General features: G+C 66.0%; 19 protein-coding genes and 1 riboswitch. Of the genes, 5 read left to right on the top strand and 14 right to left on the bottom strand.

From position 1 onward, the window contains the following. Position 1: 1 nt before the first annotated feature. From WFK98_RS00095 to WFK98_RS00085, 3 genes are all read right to left on the bottom strand, one after another. Positions 2-2617 (bottom strand): hypothetical protein, encoded by a 2616-nt coding sequence (locus WFK98_RS00095; protein ID WP_336798872.1) that lies wholly within the window; start codon positions 2615-2617, stop codon positions 2-4. A gap of 329 nt (positions 2618-2946) precedes the next feature. Further along, positions 2947-3216 carry a DUF6460 domain-containing protein gene (locus WFK98_RS00090; protein ID WP_420909589.1) on the bottom strand — a complete coding sequence of 90 codons (270 nt, stop codon included), beginning with the start codon at positions 3214-3216 and terminating at the stop codon, positions 2947-2949. A 113-nt stretch (positions 3217-3329) separates the two neighbouring features. Continuing rightward, positions 3330-4982 carry a cisplatin damage response ATP-dependent DNA ligase gene (locus WFK98_RS00085; protein ID WP_336798871.1) on the bottom strand — a complete coding sequence of 551 codons (1653 nt, stop codon included), beginning with the start codon at positions 4980-4982 and terminating at the stop codon, positions 3330-3332. A gap of 108 nt (positions 4983-5090) precedes the next feature. Continuing rightward, positions 5091-5241: riboswitch (FMN riboswitch) on the top strand. Between the two features lie 87 nt (positions 5242-5328). On the opposite strand from WFK98_RS00085, the gene WFK98_RS00080 reads away from it, so the two are divergent. Then, on the top strand, positions 5329-6249 hold the full coding sequence (locus WFK98_RS00080) for a DMT family transporter (RefSeq protein ID WP_336798870.1): 921 nt from the start codon (positions 5329-5331) through the stop codon (positions 6247-6249). Here the strand turns inward: WFK98_RS00080 and WFK98_RS00075 are convergent. Continuing rightward, a complete protein-coding gene (locus tag WFK98_RS00075) occupies positions 6228-7250 on the bottom strand; it encodes a ligase-associated DNA damage response exonuclease (RefSeq protein WP_266337383.1) in 1023 nt (340 codons plus the stop codon). The two genes, WFK98_RS00080 and WFK98_RS00075, sit on opposite strands and share 22 nt — an antisense overlap. Positions 7251-7536: 286 nt before the next feature. Between WFK98_RS00075 and WFK98_RS00070 the strand changes: the two genes are divergently transcribed. The 4 genes from WFK98_RS00070 (at position 7537) to WFK98_RS00055 (ending at position 12471) form a co-directional block, all read left to right on the top strand. Next, entirely contained in the window at positions 7537-10110 is a 2574-nt protein-coding gene (locus WFK98_RS00070; protein WP_336798869.1) for a ligase-associated DNA damage response DEXH box helicase, read from the top strand. A gap of 349 nt (positions 10111-10459) precedes the next feature. Then, positions 10460-11176: a ligase-associated DNA damage response endonuclease PdeM gene (gene pdeM / locus WFK98_RS00065; RefSeq protein ID WP_336798868.1), complete on the top strand. Its 717-nt coding sequence runs from the start codon at positions 10460-10462 to the stop codon at positions 11174-11176. Between the two features lie 149 nt (positions 11177-11325). Further along, positions 11326-11715: a DUF930 domain-containing protein gene (locus tag WFK98_RS00060; RefSeq protein WP_336798867.1), complete on the top strand. Its 390-nt coding sequence runs from the start codon at positions 11326-11328 to the stop codon at positions 11713-11715. A gap of 75 nt (positions 11716-11790) precedes the next feature. Continuing rightward, entirely contained in the window at positions 11791-12471 is a 681-nt protein-coding gene (locus WFK98_RS00055) for a spermidine synthase (RefSeq protein ID WP_336798866.1), read from the top strand. Positions 12472-12495: 24 nt separating this feature from the next. Here the strand turns inward: WFK98_RS00055 and WFK98_RS00050 are convergent, their stop codons facing one another. The 10 genes from WFK98_RS00050 to WFK98_RS00005 all read right to left on the bottom strand — a co-directional run bounded on the left by WFK98_RS00050 (position 12496) and on the right by WFK98_RS00005 (position 20098). Next, on the bottom strand, positions 12496-13113 hold the full coding sequence (locus WFK98_RS00050; protein ID WP_336798865.1) for a glycosyltransferase: 618 nt from the start codon (positions 13111-13113) through the stop codon (positions 12496-12498). Between the two features lie 39 nt (positions 13114-13152). Continuing rightward, positions 13153-13959 (bottom strand): DNA adenine methylase, encoded by an 807-nt coding sequence (locus WFK98_RS00045; protein ID WP_336798864.1) that lies wholly within the window; start codon positions 13957-13959, stop codon positions 13153-13155. Positions 13960-14103: 144 nt separating this feature from the next. After that, the gene (locus WFK98_RS00040; RefSeq protein WP_336798863.1) at positions 14104-15189 is read right to left on the bottom strand and encodes a phage late control D family protein; all 1086 of its coding nucleotides are present in this window, start codon (positions 15187-15189) and stop codon (positions 14104-14106) included. Positions 15190-15195: 6 nt separating this feature from the next. Continuing rightward, complete coding sequence (locus WFK98_RS00035; RefSeq protein WP_442907350.1) at positions 15196-15405, bottom strand: tail protein X; 210 nt, start codon at positions 15403-15405, stop codon at positions 15196-15198. A 9-nt stretch (positions 15406-15414) separates the two neighbouring features. After that, complete coding sequence (locus WFK98_RS00030) at positions 15415-15840, bottom strand: phage tail protein (RefSeq protein ID WP_336798862.1); 426 nt, start codon at positions 15838-15840, stop codon at positions 15415-15417. Further along, positions 15837-17861 carry a hypothetical protein gene (locus WFK98_RS00025; RefSeq protein ID WP_336798861.1) on the bottom strand — a complete coding sequence of 675 codons (2025 nt, stop codon included), beginning with the start codon at positions 17859-17861 and terminating at the stop codon, positions 15837-15839. Before WFK98_RS00025 ends, WFK98_RS00030 begins: the two co-directional genes overlap by 4 nt. Before the next feature lie 3 nt (positions 17862-17864). After that, entirely contained in the window at positions 17865-17996 is a 132-nt protein-coding gene (locus tag WFK98_RS00020) for a hypothetical protein (protein WP_336798860.1), read from the bottom strand. Continuing rightward, positions 17993-18343, bottom strand: coding sequence for a phage tail assembly protein (locus tag WFK98_RS00015; protein WP_336798859.1), 351 nt, complete (start codon positions 18341-18343; stop codon positions 17993-17995). Before WFK98_RS00015 ends, WFK98_RS00020 begins: the two co-directional genes overlap by 4 nt. Before the next feature lies 1 nt (position 18344). Further along, on the bottom strand, positions 18345-18860 hold the full coding sequence (locus tag WFK98_RS00010; protein ID WP_336798858.1) for a phage major tail tube protein: 516 nt from the start codon (positions 18858-18860) through the stop codon (positions 18345-18347). Positions 18861-18868: 8 nt separating this feature from the next. After that, positions 18869-20098, bottom strand: a complete 1230-nt coding sequence (locus tag WFK98_RS00005) for a phage tail sheath family protein (RefSeq protein ID WP_336798857.1) — start codon at positions 20096-20098, stop codon at positions 18869-18871. Positions 20099-20283: the final 185 nt, after the last annotated feature.

Here is a 20283-nt window from a genome sequence, read left to right as displayed (position 1 = left end):
CTCAGAACGTCGCCGCCGCGCCGAGCCAGACGCTGCGCCCGCGCAGCCACGGCGTTTCATCGGACGCGACCGCATTGGTGGTGTCGTCAAAGACGTTCTGCACCGACAGGTTGACGTCATAGGCACCGAACTTCGTTTCGGCCAGGCGATAGCTCGCGGTCATGTCCAGGGTCAGGCGCGGCTTGAAATCATAGTCCTCGAATATGTAGTGGGTCTTGCCGACGCCATCGCCGGATGAAAGCGGACATTTGGTCGAGGTCGCCGAAGCCGTGCAGGTGCTGTCCGTGTCGCGGACGCCCTCGAACCCGAGATTGAGGTTCACCGTCGCCCCCAGCTTCAGACGCTTCTCGAACCAGGCCGTGCCGACATCCATCGCCAGGCGGACGGGAATGTCCATGTTGCCCGTGACGAGCCCGAACTCGGACAGGGAATAGGACTGTCCATTGTACCAGATGCGATTGTCCCACTCGTCGTCGACATAGCCTTGCGAGGTCGTCTTCTGCTCCGACCACACGGCCGAGGCCACCAGCGAGAGGCTGTCGAGATTGCGCACGGGCAGCTTGTCCCACGACTTTCCATATTCCAGCGTCGCCGAGCGATAGGCGTTCGTGCCGCCATTGGTGAGGCCCAGATTGGTCGAGGTGCTGTCCTCCGCGACCAGGTACTGATCATGGCCCCGACGATCGATGTACCGGAAGCGGAACTCGCCGTCGAAAACAGGTTCCTTCCAGCGGACCGCGCCGGTGAACTCGTCCTTGTAGGGCGTGGTGAGGTCGGAGCCGGAGAAATTATAATAGCGCTTGGTGGTCGGGGTACTCCAGGTATCCGAGACATTTCCCTCGGAATCATGCGTCCGCGTCACGGTGTAGCCGAGCGGCTGGCCGTCGCGAACGGCGTAATAGACCGCATCGGCGTTGTAGTAGCGGTTGGCGCCCGCGACGAAAGACAGTCCCTCGAACGGGGTGTAGGTTGCCGCCAGGCGCGGCGCGATGTTCAGATTGCCGAAGAAGTCCTCATAGTCGGCGCGCAGGCCGGCGCGAACGTCGAACCAGCGCCACTTCTGGTCGAGTTCGGCATAGGCGCTGAGCGAATTCAGCGAAACATCGTTCCGGTAGGCCTCCAGAACGCTCTTCGAGTAGTTGTACTGCTCGCTCGTGCAGGCGGTATCCCCGGCCGGGCAGGTCCAGCCCGAGACGCCGGTCGGCAGGTTGAGCGTCGTGCGGTTCAGCGAGCGCAGGATGTATTCCTCACGCCCACGGAATGCGTCGATGTGCTGATATTCAGCGCCGGTGCTGAACTTGCCCCAGCCGATGTCGCCTTCGAGCGATCCGATCAAACCCGTCTCGGTCTGGCCCTGCTCCTTGTTGCCATATCCGCCTTCCCGGCAGGTGGCGGCGGTTCCGCTGAACGTCACCGGTTCGCGGCACCAGGCGAGCAGTTCCGGATCGGTCGAATGGAACCAGAGGTCCGGGTTCGTCACGCTTGTCGAGGTGCGGGCCAGGATGGTTCGGTAGATGGTCTCGTTTCCACCGCCGTCATTGACCGTCTTGGAGTCGTTGTAGTAGCCGCGGGCCGTCATCTTGACGTTGCCGAGTCCGATTGCCGGAACGACCAGCGCCCCAAGTTCGCGCTCCCACTTCAGTTGAGAAGTCAGGCCCTTCGTTTGGGCGTCGATCTGCGTGTCGCGATAATAGATGCCGTCCCAGACCTTGCTGAAGTCGGTATAGGCACCCTCCAGCGTGAAAACGCCGAAGTCCGTGTCGAGCCGGCTCGACAGGCGGTAGAAGTCATTCGAAGATTCGTCGGATGCCGCCTCGTTATAGAGGACATAGGTCTTCTGCTTGTCCGACGAGCCTGCGCTCCGGCTGTATTGCGCCAGGATCGACCAGTCGCTGGTGAGAGGAATACCCACCGAGGCGGCAAACTGATATTTCTTGAAGTCCGGCTTGGCCTTGTCTTCCGGATTCTCCCCGTCCTCTGTGCCGAGCTTGTAGTGGACGAAGTCGTTGGTCTGGCCGCCGAAGCTGACCGAGCCGCGGATGCGGTCCTTCGGCGCCTCGGCCAGCTTGTAGTCGACGACGCCGCCCTGGAAATCGCCATAGCGCGCCGAAGCGTTGCTGTCGATCACGGTCGCCTGCTCGACGAACTCGGACGGCACGAAGATCGTCTGGGGGTGCAGGCCGAAAATCGCGTTGATGTTGGGCGTCTGCTCATCCGCCGAGAGATCGGACGCGAAAGACTCCTGACTGCCCGTGACGTTATTGATGCCGATGCCGTTCAGGCGGAAATTGTTCTCATAGACAAGGCCTCCGGAAATCGACACCAGCAGAGGCTGCGAACCGATCTCGTCGAACCCGTCCACGCCGGCATCGGTGCTCGCATAGTCCTGATACTGGACGTTCGGCAGATTGCGCAGGAAGCTGTTCGCGTCCTCGCTTCCGCCCGTCATGATCTGGAACGCTTCGCGCGAGACGACCGTCGTACCCGAATTCGTCGACGATCCGTCGCCGAGGCCGACGAAGAAGCGATTGGCGTAGACGACAATCGCCTCGAGCATGGTCGGCTGGGTTGTCGCGGCGGCCTCCTCGGCGACCGCGGGGGCCAGGCCGACTGCCATAAGGGCGGCGCCGACCAGGGCGCACGTTGCTAACTTCGGAATCCAGACACGGATCTCCGAACCGAATCCAACCACTCGCATGTTCAATCCCGCTCAGAATGGACGGATCGCCGGGTCGCGGTCCGCTGGGCAAGCGCGTGGTGTACGTATGTCCGATGGGCGCGTTGGTAATATAACCTGAATATTTGTGTCAACATATAGTCGACAGGATTTACGCCGCCTCGTCAGGGCTTTCACGCGCGAGGCGGTCACGCAACAACACGCGCCAGCGTCCCGCTACGCGCAGGATGCCAAGCCGCAAAGGCCGATGGACCGAAAAGCGCGGCGGCTCAGCCGCCCTTGCCCATGTTGAGCAGGCGGATGACGATCCAGACCGGGATGACGATGACGGCGCCGAGCAGGAAATACTTCCAGATCCACTCGATCGCGCCGAAACCCATGTTCCAGATGCGCCAGACCAGTTGCTGCGCCTTCTCGACGATGTCGTAGGGCGACAGACCAAGCGCCGAAAGCACGATGCCGACGATCAGCGAGATGACGACCAGCCGGAGCAGGACCTGGGCGGGCGAGCCGCCCATGAAGCGTTGAAGACCGTTCATCGTCATCTCCTGTGACGCCGCGCCCGACACGGGCCCGACGCTCGATTCGGTCGGATGATAGCGGAACAGTGCGGCCGGAAAACGGGCTAATTCTTTTGCCGTGCGTCATCCACCTATGGCTCGAGCAGCGCCTCCAGCGTCTCGATCCGGTCGGCCTCGCGCGGCGGTTTGTCCCAGCGCAGCCGGCTGACGCGCGGAAAGCGCATGGCGACGCCGGATTTGTGCCGGGCCGAGCGGTTCAGGCCCTCGAACGCCACCTCCAGCACCAGCCCGACCTCGGCATTGTGGGTCACCTCGCGCACCGGCCCGAAGCGGTTCAGCGTGTTGCGGCGGACGAAGCGGTCGATCTCGACCAGTTCGTCGTCGGTGAAGCCGAAATAGGCTTTTCCCACCGGCACGAGTTCATCGCCGCCCTCGCCCGCTTTCCAGACGCCGAACGTGTAGTCGGAATAGAAGGACGAGCGCTTGCCATGGCCGCGCTGCGCATACATCAGCACGGCATCGACGGTGTAGGGATCGCGCTTCCACTTGAACCACGGTCCCTTCGGCCGGCCCGGCTCATAGACCGAATCCCAGCGCTTCAGCATCAGCCCCTCGATGATGGGCACCGGCGGCAGGCTGCGCTTTTCCATCAGATCGTCGGTCGTGTCGTAGGCAACCAGGGGCGACAGGTCGATGCGCCCGGCGAGCGAGCCGGCGACCAGCCTCTCCAGCCGCGCCCGCCGCTCGCGAAACGGCAGGCTGCGGACATCCTCGCTGCCGTCGACCAGGCAGTCATAGGCGCGGATGAAGGCGGGGTGGCTGGCGATCAGCTTGCCGGAGACGGTTTTGCGGTTGAGGCGCTGCTGCAGCTCCGAGAACGAACCCGGCTCGATCGCCTCGCCCGCGCGCCTTCCAACCAGCAGTTCGCCGTCGATCGCGCCGTCGAAATCGAGCGCATCGAGCATGTCCGGGAAGGTGTCGCCGATATCCTCGCCGGTGCGGGTGTAGAGCCGGCGCACGCCATGGTCCGACACCCCCTGGACGCGGATGCCGTCCCATTTCCATTCCGCCGCATAGACGTCCGGCGTGATGCGCGACAGGTCGCCCTCCTCCAGCGGCTGCGCCAGCATCACCGGCCGGAACGGCGCGCGCGCCGAGGAGACCGGCTTTTCCGCCCGTCCTTCCAGCCAGGCGAACAGCGGCAGGTAGGGCGGCTTCACGCCGTGCCAGAGTTCCTCGATCTCGTTGACCTGCAGCCCATCGACCTTTTCCGCCCCGAAATCGGCCAGCGCCTGCTTGGCGAGCCGGGCCGAGACGCCGATGCGCAAGCCGCCGGTGACGAGCTTCAAGAGCGCCCAGCGCCCGTCGGAATCGAGCGCGTCGAGAAAGGCCGCCACCCGCCTCGGCCCGTCGGCGCGCGACGAGGCGAGCAGCGTTTCGACGATCGCCGAGAGGGAGGGAATGTTGCTGCCATTGGTGGCTGCCGGGGCGGCGCGCATGGTCGGGCCGCCGCCCTCGTCCCAGACCAGAGCGATCGTCTCGGCGAGGTCGCCGACATAGTCATAGGAATAGGCGAACAGCACCTCGTCGATGCGCTCGGCGACCAGCGCCCGCAGCATGGCGGGCTTCACCGATGGCACGTCGAGCCCGCCGGTCAGCGCCGCCAGCGCCCAGCCGCGATCGGGATCCGGGGTAACACGAAAATATTCCGCCATCAGGCGCAGCTTGGCGTTGCGCGACGGCGTCAGGATCAGGCGGTCGAGGAGAGCGGCGAAATCCTGCATGGCGCCAATCTAGGTTTTGCAATCGCCGGCGAAAAGCCCCGGCAGCGTAGCGGGTTGCGCCAGGCGGCCGGAAGTCCTAACTGTGGCTCGCTCGGCCTTGCGGCCGGGACTCGTTCTCAGGGCGGGGTGCAACTCCCCACCGGCGGTAAGAAGGTTTTCCTTCAAGCCCGCGAGCGCCTTTCCGTTCCGACGGAAAGGGTCAGCAGATTCGGTTAAATTCCGAAGCCGACGGTTATAGTCCGGATGGAAGAGAACGGCGAAGACGATGCGAACCGGCCCCCTGCGGCCGGTGCGTGCGTATTTGCTATGCCCTGATTTCGTGTTGTCGAACCCGATGGGAACCAACATGAGTCAGTCTACCCTCACCAAACCCTCCGCTCTCGGAGCGCCCGTCGCGGGCGCCTTCTGGATGATCCTCGCCGGCGTCGCGTTTGCCGGCGTCAACACGCTCGAACAGATCGCCACCGTCAACCTGCACCTGCCGGCGCCGACAGCGGCCTTCCTGCAATATGCCATAGCGCTGATCGTGATCCTGCCCTGGGCGGCACGGCGCGGCCTGCCCTCGCTGAAATCGCGCCGACCCGGTCTGCAGGCGCTGCGCGTGCTGTTCGCCGCCGTCGGCGTGCAGTTCTGGGTGCTCGGCCTCTCGCATGCCGTGCCGATCGGCCAGGCCATCGCGCTGGTCATGACATCGCCCTTCATCGTCACGCTCGGCGCCGGATTGTTCCTCGGCGAAAAGGTATCGCTAGAACGCTGGCTCGCCGTCATCGTCGGCTTTGCCGGCGGGCTGATCATCCTCGATCCGTTTTCCGCAAGCTTCACCACCGCAAGCCTCTATCCGCTGGTGGCGTCGGTTCTCTGGGCCGGCGTGTCGCTGATCCAGAAGAAGCTGCTCGCCGAGGACAGCCCCGAGACCGTGACGGCCTGGCTTCTGTTGTTGCTGGCGCCGGTCAATCTGGTGCTGGCACTTCCGACCGGCATCGCCATTCCCTCGGGCGATGCCTGGCTGGCGATCGTCGCGGTCGGCGTGCTCACCGCCGCGGCGCAGGGGTTTCTCGCGCTCGCCTATGCCAGGGCGGACGCCGCCTATGTCCAGCCTTTCGACCATGTGAAGCTGCCGCTGAACGTGCTCGCCGGCTGGCTGGTGTTCGGCTGGGTACCTTCCAGCCAGCTCTGGCTCGGCGCGGCGCTGATCGTCGGCGCGTCGATGTTCCTGCTCTGGCGCGAGACCCGGCAGCAGGGCGACTACTCGGCCTCGTCCTCGTAGCCGACCATGTGCAGGGGGCGGGCGCGGATGCCGGCCAGTTCGCACCAGCGCACCAGCGCTTCCTCGCGGCCATGCGTGACCCAGACCTCGGCGGGAGAAATCTCGGCGATGGTCTCGGTCAGTTCCGCCCAGTCGCAGTGATCGGAAATGATCAGCGGCAGTTCCACGCCGCGCTGCTTGGCGCGCTGGCGGATCGACATCCAGCCGGAGGCGAAGCAGGAGACAGGATCCGGGAAGCGCCGCGCCCAGCGATCGGCGAAGGCGGATGGCGGCCCGACCACGACGGCGCCGGCGAAATCGACGCCGCTGCCCGACTTGCGTCCTGCCTCGACGGTCGCCTGCTCCAGCGGGCCGAGATCGATGCCTTCCTCCGCATAGAGGCGGCAGAGCCGCTCCAGCGCGCCGTGGATGTAGATCGTCCGGTCATAACCCTCCTCGCGCAGCCGCTTGATCACCCGCTGCGCCTTGCCGAGCGCATAGGCGCCGACCAGATGCGCCCGTTCGGGAAAGGCGGCGAGCGAGGCGAGCAGCTTGTGGATCTCGTTGGTGTCATCGGGATGGCGGAAAACCGGCAGGCCGAAGGTCGCCTCGGTGATGAAGACGTCGCATTGGACCGGCTCGAACGGCGCGCAGGTCGGATCGCGCCGGCGCTTGTAGTCGCCCGAGGCAACGATGCGCATGCCCTTCGCCTCGACGGCGATCTGCGCCGAGCCCAGCACATGGCCGGCCGCATGAAAGCTGACCGTGACGTCACCGATCCGCATCGCCTCGCCGAGCGGCGCCACGGCCTCGCTGCCGGCGAAACCGGCGCCATAGCGCTCGGCCATGATCCGCAAGGTCTCGCGCGTCGCCATCACCGCCTGATGGCCGGGCCGCGCGTGATCGGCATGGCCATGGGTGATCAGCGCGCGCGCCACCGGCCGCACGGGATCGATGTGGAAGCCGCCGAGCGGGCACCAGAGGCCGTCCGGCGTCGGGCAGAGCAGTTCTTCAGGGCGGATCATCTCCCTAGGATAGGGATGGATGCTCGCAATGAAAGCCCCTCACCCGCCCCCTCCCTTGCAGGCCAGTCTCCGTCATTCCTGCGAAAGCAGGAATCCATGCGGCTTGAGGGGCCAGGACGATGGCGCCTCCACCTCCCAATACGGCGGCTGAATGGATCCCGGATCCAGTCCGGCATGACGGCGGAGGGTGTATCGAACGTCGCGCGCAGCCTGCTCGGCAAGCCCCCTCTACCGCGCGCGGGAGAGGGCTGGGGTTAGGGTTTTGCTGCATCACGCCCCCAACATGCCCCTCGACTTCCACATCGGGCGCTCCTACCTCTATGCCGTGACCGAGAGCCTCGACGCCGGAATCTCCCACGATCTTCTGCCCGCCCCCTTCCGCGACTGGTTCGCCCGTCGCGGCTGGTCGCCGCGGCCGCATCAGCTCGCCCTGCTGGAGAAGGCGCGCGAAGGGAAATCCGCCCTGCTGATCGCGCCGACCGGCGCCGGCAAGACGCTCGCCGGCTTCCTGCCGAGCCTCGTCGACCTCGCGACCCGGCCGCCGGCCGGAAAGGGCGGGCGCGGGCCGCACACGCTCTACATCTCGCCCCTGAAGGCGCTCGCCGTCGACATCGCCCGCAATCTCGAGGCGCCGGCGGTGGAGATCGGCCTCAACATCGCCATCGAGACCCGCACCGGCGATACGCCGGCGCACAAGCGCCAGCGCCAGAAGCTGAAACCGCCCGAAATCCTGCTGACGACGCCGGAGCAGCTGGCGCTGCTCCTCTCCAACCCGGACGCCGGCCGCTTCTTCGGCGACCTCAAGACCGTCATCTTCGACGAACTGCACGCGCTGGTGACGGCGAAGCGCGGTGAATTGCTGTCGCTCGGCCTCGCCCGGCTGCGCCGCCTCGCGCCGGAGCTCCGCGCGGTCGGCCTGTCTGCGACGGTGTCGGAGCCCGACGACCTGCGCGCCTGGCTGATGCCGCAACGGGCCGATGCGCCGCCGCAGCTCGCCGATCTGGTCACCGTCGCCGGCGGCGCCAAGCCGGAGATCACCATCCTCGACACCGAGGAACGGCTGCCCTGGGCCGGCCATTCCGCCGTGCACGCGATCGGCGAGATCTACGCGGCGATCCAGGCCAACGGCATGGTGCTCGTCTTCGTCAACACGCGCAGCCAGGCCGAACGCGTCTTCCAGGAACTCTGGCGGGTGAACGAGGACGTGCTGCCGATCGCGCTGCATCACGGCTCGCTCGACGTCGGCCAGCGCCGTCGGGTCGAGCAGGCCATGGCGGCCGGCAGTCTCCGCTGCGTCGTCTGCACCTCGACGCTCGATCTCGGCATCGACTGGGGCGATGTCGATCTCGTCGTCAATGTCGGCGCGCCGAAGGGCGCCAGCCGGCTGGCGCAGCGCATCGGCCGCGCCAACCACCGCATGGACGAGCCGTCGCGCGCCCTGCTGGTGCCGGCGAACCGCTTCGAGGTGATGGAATGCACGGTGGCGCTGGAAGCGAGCACGAGCGGCGCTCAGGATACGCCGCGGCCGATCGGCGGCGCGCTCGACGTGCTGGCCCAGCACGTGCTCGGCATGGCCTGCGCCGCGCCGTTCTCGGCCGACGACCTGCATGAGGAGATCGTTTCGGCCGCGCCCTATGCGACGCTGCCCCGCGAGACCTTCGACCGGGTCGTCGATTTCGTCGCCACCGGCGGCTACGCGCTCAGGAGCTATGAGCGCTTTGCCAAGATCCGCAAGGTTGCCGACGGCACCTGGCGCATCACCCATCCCTCCGTCGCGCAGCAATACCGGCTGAATGTCGGCACCATCGTCGCCGACCCGATGCTGAAGGTGCGGCTCGCCTCGCGAAAGCGCGGCGGACCGATCGGCATGGGCGGGCGAGTGCTCGGCGAGGTGGAAGAGTATTTCCTCGAGACGCTGGTGCCCGGCGACACCTTCCTGTTTTCCGGCCTCGTGCTGCGGCTCGAAGGCATCCGCGACAACGAGGCGATCGTCAGCCGCGCCATCAACGAGGCGCCCAAGGTTCCATCCTATCAGGGCGGCAAGTTCCCGCTCTCGACCTATCTCGCCGAGGGCGTGCGCGGCCTGCTCGCCGACGAGGACGCCTGGGGCCGGCTGCCGCACCAGGTCGCCGATTGGCTCGAGCTGCAGAAATGGGCGTCGGTGCTGCCGAAGCGCGACGAACTGCTGGTCGAGACGTTTCCGCGCGGCGACCGCTTCTACATGGTCGCCTATCCGTTCGAGGGCAGGCTGGCGCACCAGACGCTCGGCATGCTGCTGACGCGGCGGCTGGAGCGGGCGAAGCTGAAGCCGATGGGATTCGTCGCCTCCGACTATGCGCTCGCCGTCTGGGGCCTCGGCGACATGGGGGCAGCGTTCGCGAAGAGGAAACCGGCGATCGGCGACCTGTTCGACCAGGACATGCTGGGCGACGATCTCGACGCGTGGCTCGCCGAAAGCCATCTGCTGAAGCGGACCTTTCGCGGCTGCGCGCTGATCTCCGGCCTGATCGAGCGCCGCCATCCCGGCAAGGAGAAGACCGGCCGGCAGGTGACGATCTCGACCGACCTGATCTACGACGTGCTGCGCTCGCATGAGCCCGACCACATCCTGCTGCAGGCGACCTGGGCGGATGCCGCCACCGGCCTGCTCGACGTGCGTCGCCTCTCCGACATGCTGGCGCGCGTGAAGAACCACATCCTGCACAAGCCGCTCGACCGCATCTCTCCGCTCGCCGTGCCGGTGATGCTCGACATCGGCAAGGAGCCGGTCGCCGGCGAGGCGCAGGAGGAGATTCTGCGCGAGAACGCCGACGACCTGGTGCGCGAGGCGATGGGCGAGGTGATGAAGGTGGAGTGAATTCCGTGTGGCGGAGGGATCTGGCGCGACCGGCCCAATCTCGGCCGCCTCCGCGGTTCGGCGAAAGTGCCTCGCCCTGCCCCACCCTCGCCGTCATCCCTGACTTGATCCGGGATCCATCCAGCTACACCGCCGGGAGTTGCACGCGTCAGGCCTCGGCGGCATGGATCCTCGCCTTCGCGAGGATGACGGCGGGGGTGGGAGCGATACCGCGACAGCTTTCGCCAAGATCAGAGCCATCCTGCGGCGATCGGAATCACGACTTCGGGGTGTCCCGGGCGGCTTCGGGTGCTAGAGTCGCGCCTGAATCGGATGCTTCGGGCGGAATCGCCCCGAGACGAAGGCTGGAATGCAAAGCGCGGCGACGACAGGAAGCGGAACGGAGACGGCGCGGGCCGGGCTTTCGGTCGCCTCGGTTCCGCTGGTGCCGCTCGTCGAGGGCGCGCTCTGGTGGCCGGACGAAAGCACGCTCATCGTCGCCGACCTGCATTTCGAAAAGGGCTCCTCCTTTGCCAGGCGCGGCCAGATGCTGCCGCCTTACGACACGATGGCGACGCTGAAGCGGCTCGCCGCCGTGATCGCCCGCATGACGCCCGCTCGCGTGATCGCGCTCGGCGACAGCTTTCACGATCGCCGGGGCGGCGACCGGCTGAACGAGGCCGACCGCGCCTCGCTCTGCGCGATGACAGCTTCGGCAGAATGGATCTGGATCGCCGGCAACCACGACCCGGAGCCGCCGCGCGATCTTGGCGGCCGGGCGTTCGGCGAACTCACGATCGGGCCGCTCACCTTCCGGCACGAGCCGCGCCCCGGCGAGAACACAGGCGAGATCGCCGGCCACCTGCATCCCGCCGCCCGCGTCGCCGGCCGTGGCCGCTCGATCCGGCGGCGCTGCTTCGCGGCGGACGGAAGGCGGCTGGTGCTGCCCGCCTTCGGCACGCTCGCCGGCGGCCTCAATGTTCTCGACGACGCCTTCCGCCCTCTCTTCGACGGCCGCGCCTTCCATGCCTGGGTGCTGGGCGACGCCGTCCACGCCATCGCCGGCCGCCGCCTCGTCGACGGCTAGCGCCCATCCTCCCAATTCAGAAGGACAGAGCCCCTCCCCATTCGTTTGACCGCGCTCGTCCGAGCGCGGGGCGCCCGCCCTCGCAGCCGCGTTTCCCTACCGGACACGCGCCGGCGCCGCCAACAAGATGCCATGAAAGGAATGCCGCCATGCGCCTGGCCCCGTGCCTGTTCGCCCTGATCGCCGCCGCCCTCTCCGGTCCCGCCTTCGCCGCCGATGCCAGGCTCGAGGAAAGCCTCAGGGAGCTCGACGACACGACGCGCCTGATCCAGGTCTGCGATCTCGCCGTGATGGACAAGACCTCGAGCCGCAAGGAGGGCGTCACCGACCGCGCCTTCATCGACATGCTGCATCGGCCGGAAATCCATGGCGACATCGCGATCGGCGATGGCGGCGCCTTCCGCCGCAAGGGCGAATGGTACGAATTCTCCTATCGCTGCGCCGTCACGCCGGACCATATGCGGACGACGAAACTGAGCGTGAACGGCATCCGCCATGTGCCGCATTCCGAATGGGCGGCGAAGAACTTCTATCCCTGAGCGGCCGGCCCTGCCCGAAACGCGACGACGCATGTATGGTGCCGGCGATTTTCATGAAATGACGGAAGCGCGCGCTTGATACCCTGGGTCCGGCTCGACACGGCAACCATTCCCGATGGCGGCGGCGAATTGCGGCTGATGCAGCGCGGCGCCGAATTCTCCATCATGATCGGCTCCAACGAGCTGATGAACAGCCGCCTGAGCGGCTCGGAGGAGGCGCTCGCCTCCCTGTCCGCCGCGAAGATCGCCGGTCGGCCGAAGGCAAACGTGCTGATCGGCGGCCTCGGCATGGGCTTTACGCTGCGCGCCGCGCTCGCTGAATTCGCTGACGACGCGACGATCACCGTGGCGGAGCTGGTGCCGGCGGTGGTCGCCTGGGCGCGCGGCCCGATGCAGCCGGTCTTCGGCACCTGCCTCGACGATCCGCGCGTGAAAATACATGAGGGCGATGTTGGCCAGCCGATCCGCGCCGGCCGCGGCCAGTTCGACGCCATCCTGCTCGACGTCGACAACGGCCCGGAAGGGCTGACGCGCGAATCGAATGACGGTCTCTACACGATGCAGGGCCTCGGCGCCGCCTTCGCGGCGCTGCGCCCCGGCGGCGTCCTCGCCGTCTGGTCCTCGGGGCCGAACGCCGCCTTCACGCAGCGCCTGCGCAAGGCGGGCTTCGCGGCCGAGGAAGTCGGCGTGCGCGCCCATCGTGGCAAGCGCGGCGCCAAGCACGTCATCTGGATCGCCGTCCGCCCCGGCGGCTGACCACGCTCCAGCCTGGCCGCGCGCTCACGGCGCCGGGTTCGGCTGCATCGGCAGGGATCGCCGGCCGCGCGCCTCACCGGAGTCCACGCTCCGCCGGCGCGGCTCCTGGCCGTGGTGCTGCGTCTTTTCCCAGCGATGCGGCGCGACGAGAAGCTGGAAGAAGGCGCGGTAGCAGGCGAGCGACAGCAGCAGCCAGTAGCCCGGCAGGAATGGCAGCACGCCCGGCTGCCGTTTCTTGCGCCGGAGCCTCAGCGTCGCCCGCGACAGCAGGGCGAAGACGACATAACCGGCGACGAAGTTGAACACGTTCAGGAAGATCACCGCCGCCGCGAGCGGACTCCCGGCGCGCCAGATGACGGTCGGATCGATCGCCAGCGCCACCGCCGAGGCGATGTAGACCGGGTGGATCGCCGCCGCGACGATGGTGCCGAAGCCAGTCAGCAGGAAGCCCAGCATCCGCCGCGAGCCGATCGAGCGCCAGAGCCGCACCGGGTGGCGCATATGCACCAGGAAGGTCTGCATCCAGCCCTTGAGCCAGCGCGTGCGCTGCTTGAGCCAGAGCCGCATAGTGCGCGGCGCTTCCTCGTAGGTGGGACGGGTGATGGTGCCGGAGCGATAGCCGTGTAGCGCGCAAAAACACATGGCATTCCGCGCAAGAACAGATGGCACCACTTTTCGCAGCTAGCCATCCGGGCCTCGAATGATCAGTTCAGCCGCCTTGGTGGCACCGCCGGCCGACACCGAGTAGGTCGTCTCCACCGCCTCGATCGAGAAGCCTTCGAAGGCCGTTCGAACTGTCGGCGTATCGTTGATCGACAGAATGAACCGCCCGGCGATAGAGCCCAGTTGGTCGGCCAGGCGCTCGAAGTCAGTCGGGCTGAAAACGCCCTTGCCGTAGTCGTCCTCTGAACCAGCATAGGGCGGATCCAAGTAGAATAGCGTCCCCGGCCGATCGTAGCGCCTGATGAACTCCGCATAGGGCAGGCACTCGATGACGACGCCGGCCAAGCGCTCGTGGACCGCCTCCAGCAGCGGCACAAGCTTCGTGACATCGAAGGCGCCCGGTCGAGTGACGGACACGCCGAAATTCCGCCCGCTCACCTTTCCGCCAAAGGCGGTCCGCTGCAGGAATAGGAAGCGGGCCGCGCGTTCCAAATCTGTCAACGTTGCAGGGTCGGTTTTGGCCAGCCGCTCGAACTCCCTGCGCCTCGTGATCTGGTAGCGAAGCATGTCCAGAAAAGCGACGTAGTGGCGTTGCAGTACGCGGAAGAACCCGGCGACGTCGCCGCTGATGTCGTTGATGACCTCGGCTTTCGGAGCCCGGCCGCGCCGGAGAAAGACACCCCCCATGCCCACGAACGGCTCGGCATAGGTCACATGCGGCGTGGCATCGATGAGGGTGATCAGCCTTGCCGCGAGATTGCGTTTGCCGCCGATATAGCCGGCGACTGGTTTGACCGGGTCGACCAGTCGGAAACCTTCTTCCATATTCGTTTACTCGAATCGGCCACGTTGCCCTGGCTGTGCACAGCAGCGGCGGGCGTGGCGTTGAGCTGATTGACGTCATGCGGGTTCATGGTTGGTGCCTGTCCCGCAGTTCGGAGTGTTCGCGCACTCCGGGCCGCCCGCTCCTTACAGATACTCCTCGCCTGTGAAGCCGTCGGCGAAGCCGCCGCCGTCCGATCCGCCTCCGCCTGTGTCATTATCGGAATCGCTATCACTGGGTTTCGGCCGACCGTCCTCGGCCGCCTCGAAATCGACGGTCGTCTGGTAGCCGTCACCGGCGAAGACATGTTCAAGCGAGGAGGCGCGCCATTTGCCGTTTGCCCCGTCGCCGAAGCCAATCAGTTTGACATCGGCTTCCGCCCGCGCACTGGGCCGGCCGATGGCCAAGGTCAGGCTGCCAGAACCGGTCGCCCGGTTGAGTGCCGTCAGCTTCGATTGAGCGGCCGCCTGGGCCTCTTCCTTGGTCGCGAACAGGGGACGCAGCATGCTGAAGGGACCATCGCCGCCTTCAGTGCGCTCCTCCATGCGAATGCCTTTCTCTCGATCGAGCCAACCGGCACGCACACCACCGAACTGCGGGCGCGGCTTGGCTTCGATCCGCCATTCCGAGCAGTCCGTTTCCCGCACGACGATGGCCGGCAGGGATTGGCCGGATGCCGTGGTACCGCCGCGCTTCACGAACACCAGGCGCCCGCCAGCAGGCTTTGCGGTGGCGCCGTATCTATCGGCCAGACGGGTCACCAGATCGATTGCCGATTGCTCCACGCGGGCCAGATAAGGGATCTCGACCGACGCCAGCGCCTGGTCGATTGCAAGGGTCAGGCCGTGGCGCTCGGCCAACTCGCCCAACACGCCACCAAGGGTCTGGTCGTCCCAGTGCTCGGAAAGGGGTTCCTTTAGGTCCTCGCGCAGGTCGGCCGGCCGGGCGGTCATACGAAGGTAGCGGCCATCCGACGGCGAACGGCCAATCTCGTAGCCGGCAACCTTGAAGTCGCCGAAGCTCGTGTATGCCTGGCCGAGAAATCCGCCGGACGGCGAGAGGATCGTGCCCTCGCGAGGCAGGGCGATCGTCGCAGCCGCGTTGTCGAACTCGACCTCGAAGCTGTCCGATTCCTGCCCCGCCTCATCCCGAATGGTTGCTTTTTTCAGGGCGGAGTAGAACAGCCCGTTAACCGGGCGGCCGTCGGCCAAGACCTGGAGATATGGCTTCATCTAGGCTCAATCCCACAGGCTTCGCGTCGTCTTGGTCGGCGTGCTGGTGATCTCCGGCAGCCAAATATGTGTTCCCAGTGGGATGAACGGCCCCAGGGCCGCAAGGCCGGGGTTTTCGTTCAGGACGCGCTCCGTCGTGCCGCGCGTTCGGCCATAGTGGCGATGGCAGACCAGATCGACGGTCATCCCTTGGCTGCGAATTTCGATGAGCGGCATTGATCCTCCTCAGAAGAGCCCGAACAGGCCGGCGCCCGGACCGTCCCCATAAGGCGCAACCTCAATCTCGTAGCTGAGAACTTCGCCGGCGCCATTGCGAGCGATCGATTCCTGCCGATCGTGAACCGATAGAATGATGACCCGCCCCCATACGCGGCCGACCGACTCCGTGCCGAAGCCAACCAGCATCACCGGCTCTGCCGCAGCTTGGGTCGCTCGGATGGCCTCGAAGGCGCCCCGGCCACCGAGCGCCTCCGGGAAGAGAACGCCCGAGATCACGAGGACATCGTCGCCATAGCCAACGAACTGGCGAGCCGGGCGTGTGCCGAGGCGCGGGATGCTGGCCCACACCGCCTCGGTGGTGCGCTCCAGCTCTTGGTAATTGAGAGGTAGAACCTCGAACACATGAGGTCCCAACGCCATGAGGGCGTTCATGGTGTCACCCCGTCGTGCAGGGCGCCATCGAGCGAGCGGTCAACGGCTCGAGCCGTGGCGCGCGCCGCGCCGACGACCGGCGCCGGGATGTAGGGGGCAGCAATGCTGAGCGCAGCCTGGACCTTTTGGGCGAGCTGGCTAGCGGCAGCGACAGCCACCGGCGTCGCCTTGATGATGCCTTGGGCCAGATCATTGGCGAGCTTTTCGCCGGCCGGCCCTGCCGCAGCACCGTCGACCGCACCACTCAGATCTGGACCGGGGACGGTCAAGCCCGCTGTCGCGCGCTGCTGCTCCCAGGCGCGCTGGGCGCTCTGCCTGCGATCCAGCATTTCAGGCGTCAGCTCAGTTGTCGTCAGATTGGGAGAGGATGCCTTGCCGCCTTCTCCACCTGCCCCCCACCCCCAACCATCGGCGCTGTAGAGCCATCTCGGGATAATGCCCTCCAGCGTCTCATTCCAGCGCTTGCTTCGCTCGGCACCGGCGCGAAATGTCTCGATCAGATCCTGCTTGTTCTTCGGTAGGTTATTGAGGGCGTCGACCGCAATGATGCCCGTCAGGGTCGCGCCACCGACATTCCGCACACGCGGCCGCGGCGACTTACCGCCTCCGTTTTCGCTCGATTTCGACGGACCCGCATCACCCACGGCGTCCGCGAGTGATCCCGCGACAGACTCGGCTTTCGCTGCCGCGAACGCGGCGGCGACGGCCTTTCCAAGCCCGAAGAGGGCTCCCGCGAGAGCGATCGCCCCGCCGGCGACAGATAGCAGCCAAGGGGCGAGCGCCAGCCCCACGATGTATTTGACTAGGTTGCCCCAGCCTCCGGCTAGCTCCTTCAGGCTCGTCAAACCGTCGGCGATCCCCTGAATCGAGGCACGAACATCCTCCCATGGCACAGCCTTGATCGCCGCGATGATGCCGTCGACCAGGGAAGTGACGGCGGCGGTGATCTCAGGCCGGCGTTGCACAAGGATCGTGCGTAGATGCTCGATGAGCCCCGTCAACGACGGGATGACGGATTGGCCGATCTCGTCACGAACGCCGACCAAGGCCGCTTTCATCCGGTCGATCTCGTCGTTGAAGGCAGCTGCCGCCTGGGCGGCTTCGCCAGTCACGTTGCCCATCAGCTCGCGCCCTTCGGCGCGACGCTGCTTGGTTGCTTCTGGACCATCCTGCGACATCAGAAGCATGTCATCGGCCTGTCCCCCGAACATGGCCTTTGCAGCCGCCTTGCGCTTGGCGATGTTCTTCTCGGACGCGAGCGCCGCGAGTACCATTTCCAGAGCCTTGGCGCTGCCGTCCTCTTGGGTCAGGTCGACCTTTTTCAGGGTCTTCAGCAGCTTCGGGTTGTTCTTGCCGAGATAGTTCTGGATAGGCCCGCCGGGCTTGCGGCTTTTGGCCTTGCCCAGGTTCTCCAGCAACGTCTTGGTTGCCTCGTCCATCGCATCCGGCGAGGCACCCCCGAGCTGAGCGGCGTAACCAAGCTCTCGATAGGTCTGCAGCTTCATCCTGAGGCCGGCAGCGCGTTCCTGCTGGCCGTCGATGTCGTTGGCGTAGCTCCGAGCGATCGCTACGGCGCCGCCGAGTGTAGCGGCACCGGTAAGGCCTGCCCCCACAGCGGCCTTCCGCCCGATCCGGACAGCGCCCATGCCTGCGCGAGCGTAGAGGCGTCCGAGACCGAGCATGATGTCGTACTGGCCACGAAGGACCCGGCCGACCCGACCGGCCGCCTGTTCGACCTTCACAAGCGATCGAGCGAAATCTTGCGATCCGCGCGCCGCCTTCTGGATGTCGCGCGCCATTCCGCCGCCGGCTGCGCGACCGGCGTCCTTTGCGGCTTTGGCCGCATCTTTGAGATTGTCCGTGAGGTCTTTGGCGCCCTTGGCGGCCTTCTCCAGACCCTCGCCGAGCTTGCCGTCCTCGACGCCCTTGCCGACGCCCTTGAGGGCGTCGGCAGCTTCTTTCGCGGGTTTGGTCAGCTTATCGACGAGGGAGAGAATGACCTGAACATCGAATGCGGCCATGTCCTATCTCCGTTTCGCCGCCAGGTCGGCCCACCACTTCAAGTCGACGACGTCGAGCCCGTCGATCTCCGACGGCTGGAAGCGCCAGCACTGCGCCATGGCCTCGACCATCAGATCGAGGTCACGGCACGTCACAAAGGGAGGAAGTCGACCTCGTTCAAAAGCTCGATCAGCTTGTTGGTATCGGCCGTTTCGAGCGCATCGATCACGGCTTCATCAACGCGACCAAGCACCGCCAGGACCGGCACGATGTCGTCGTAGATGGAAAGGAAGTCGAGGTCGGCCTCCTCGCTCTCCGCCGCGCCCGCTTCTGCCTTCTCGGCCTTTTCGCCCAGCGCGATCAGCTTGGCGAAGGCTCCTGTCCGATGCAGCTTGCGGATCTCGCCAGTGCGGGGCCGCGCCAGGGTGATGGCCGCGTAGAACTTTCCGCCGACTTCGACGGGTTCCGCCAGGGTGTGGGTCACAGACGTGAGCTTGGTCATGTCAGATGCCCAGATTGCCGTTGCGCGTGGCCGTCACGTCGACACCGTTGATGATCCGGCGGTTGGTGCGGAAGTAGAAGCCATTGATCAGGCGCCCGTCGAACACGTCGGTATAGGTGTGGATCGAGCGGACCCGATACTGGTAGCCGACGAGGTCGGGGCTCTTGTGCTCCTGGCTCTCGACCGAGCTGAGTCGGCCGATTGCCGTGACGACCCGGCGTGTCGTGTCGCCGGTGAACTCGTCGACCAGGTTCTCGTACAGGGTGTAGGTGCGATACTGGCCGGCGTTGAGCCCGAAGAGCGACAGAAGCTGTGGCGATCTGTTGACCAGGTTGAACCCGATCTCGACGGCGTTGATGGCCGAGAGCGGAACAGCGAACCCCATATGGCCACCGCCTGGCGTGAAGTCGCGCGTGCTCTCTTCGAGACTGGGAAGCTGGGCGGTCTCGGCGACGAGCGACTGGGGCACGCCATCCGCGAACAGGTTCCAGCCGTGCAGGATCGAATTCATTTCCATGATGGGCCTCACACGACCTGCTGCTGAAGAGCATTGAGGATGTCCTCGGAGAGGACGTCGAAATAGGCGACGTTTCGCCGGGAGCCGAACTGCAGATCCTGCAGCGGCGGGGCTTCCTCCATATCGAATTCGACGCGGAGGATGCCGTTGCGCAGATCGGTGTTGTTGTTCATTTCCCGCAGCCAGTAGGCGCGGCCACCGAGCACGGCGCCCACGGCCACCAGGCCGTCGATGAACTCGTCGAGCGACTGGATGATCGCGACCGGCAAGTGCTTGCCGAGGTTTCGGTCCAGCGCCCAGCGGAAGGCGCGGACGATGCTCCGCTCGGCGGCATCACGGGTGCGTCGCACGTTGACGAAGCGCCAGAGCGGATCCGCCGAAAGCGTCTCGTTGCCCCACAGGATCCGGTTGTCGATCACGGTAGCGAGCTTTCGCTCATTCAGCCAGTTCGCGTCGTGGTCGGTGTCGCCATCGTAGTAGGAGACCGGCAAAGCGGTGCCGGCGATGCCGCCGACGGCTTGGTTGGAGGGCGACCAGTACGGGCCACCCTTTTCCTTGTCGCGCTTCACGAACAGACCAGCCGCGCGAGCTGCCAGCGGCCTGGAAACGACGCCACTCGTAACGGTGTCCCAGACGTTTACCTGCGGCCAGGTCGCATAGATGCGCTGGCCGTCTGTGAAGTCTTCGGCCCAGGCGAAGGCCCCAGCCTTATCCGTGCCGCCAGCGTCGGCGACGACGATGGATTTAAGCCGCTTCGCAATCCCTTCGAACTCGGACACGACGGGGTTGGCGGCGTTGGAGATCCGCTGCGTCGTGTAGCCAGGCGCGATCAGAAGGCCGGGATCTTCGCCGAACTTCTGCCGGCACAGCTTGAAGGCGTGGACGCCCGAGAAATTTGCGCCACTGCCGACGAAATTGGAGATGGTCTGTTCGAGCTTGGTCGCCGGCGTCTCGGAGACGCCCTCGGCGACCCGCACGCCATAGACCCGCGCGACGATGCCCTGATCGTCCAACGCGTCGAAGATGTCGCCGCCGGTGCCGCCGGTGCCCAGCGCAGTGCGCTTGGCAGCGTCGTTCGAGAAAAGGTCGATGGGCTCGTTCAGCGGCCAGACGTCGTCGTCGGCCGCCGGGGCCGTAAAGACCGCTGCGATCGAGGTGGTATTGTCGAGATCGACGCCGCGTGGTGTTTCGCCAGCGTCGAAGATCCGGGTGCCGTGATTGTAAGACGCCGTCGCCATGGCTTGACCTCCGATAGAGTGGAGATCAGGCTAGGTTTCGCGCGATGCCCGAGCATTGCGGACGCATGTCCGCAGGAAAAGCAAAATGCCCCGGAAGAGCTTCCGGGGCATCGGTTCAAAGGGGCTTCGACGCGCTGATGAAACCTGTTCGAGGGGCTTTTGTCGAGCCCCTTGATACACTCGTC

Origin of the sequence: Kaistia sp. MMO-174, from assembly GCF_037147815.1 — a bacterium.
Lineage (GTDB): Bacteria > Pseudomonadota > Alphaproteobacteria > Rhizobiales > Kaistiaceae > Kaistia > Kaistia nematophila.
Note: the sequence above shows the minus strand (reverse complement) of the source record. Positions and strands in the feature narration are given on the sequence as shown.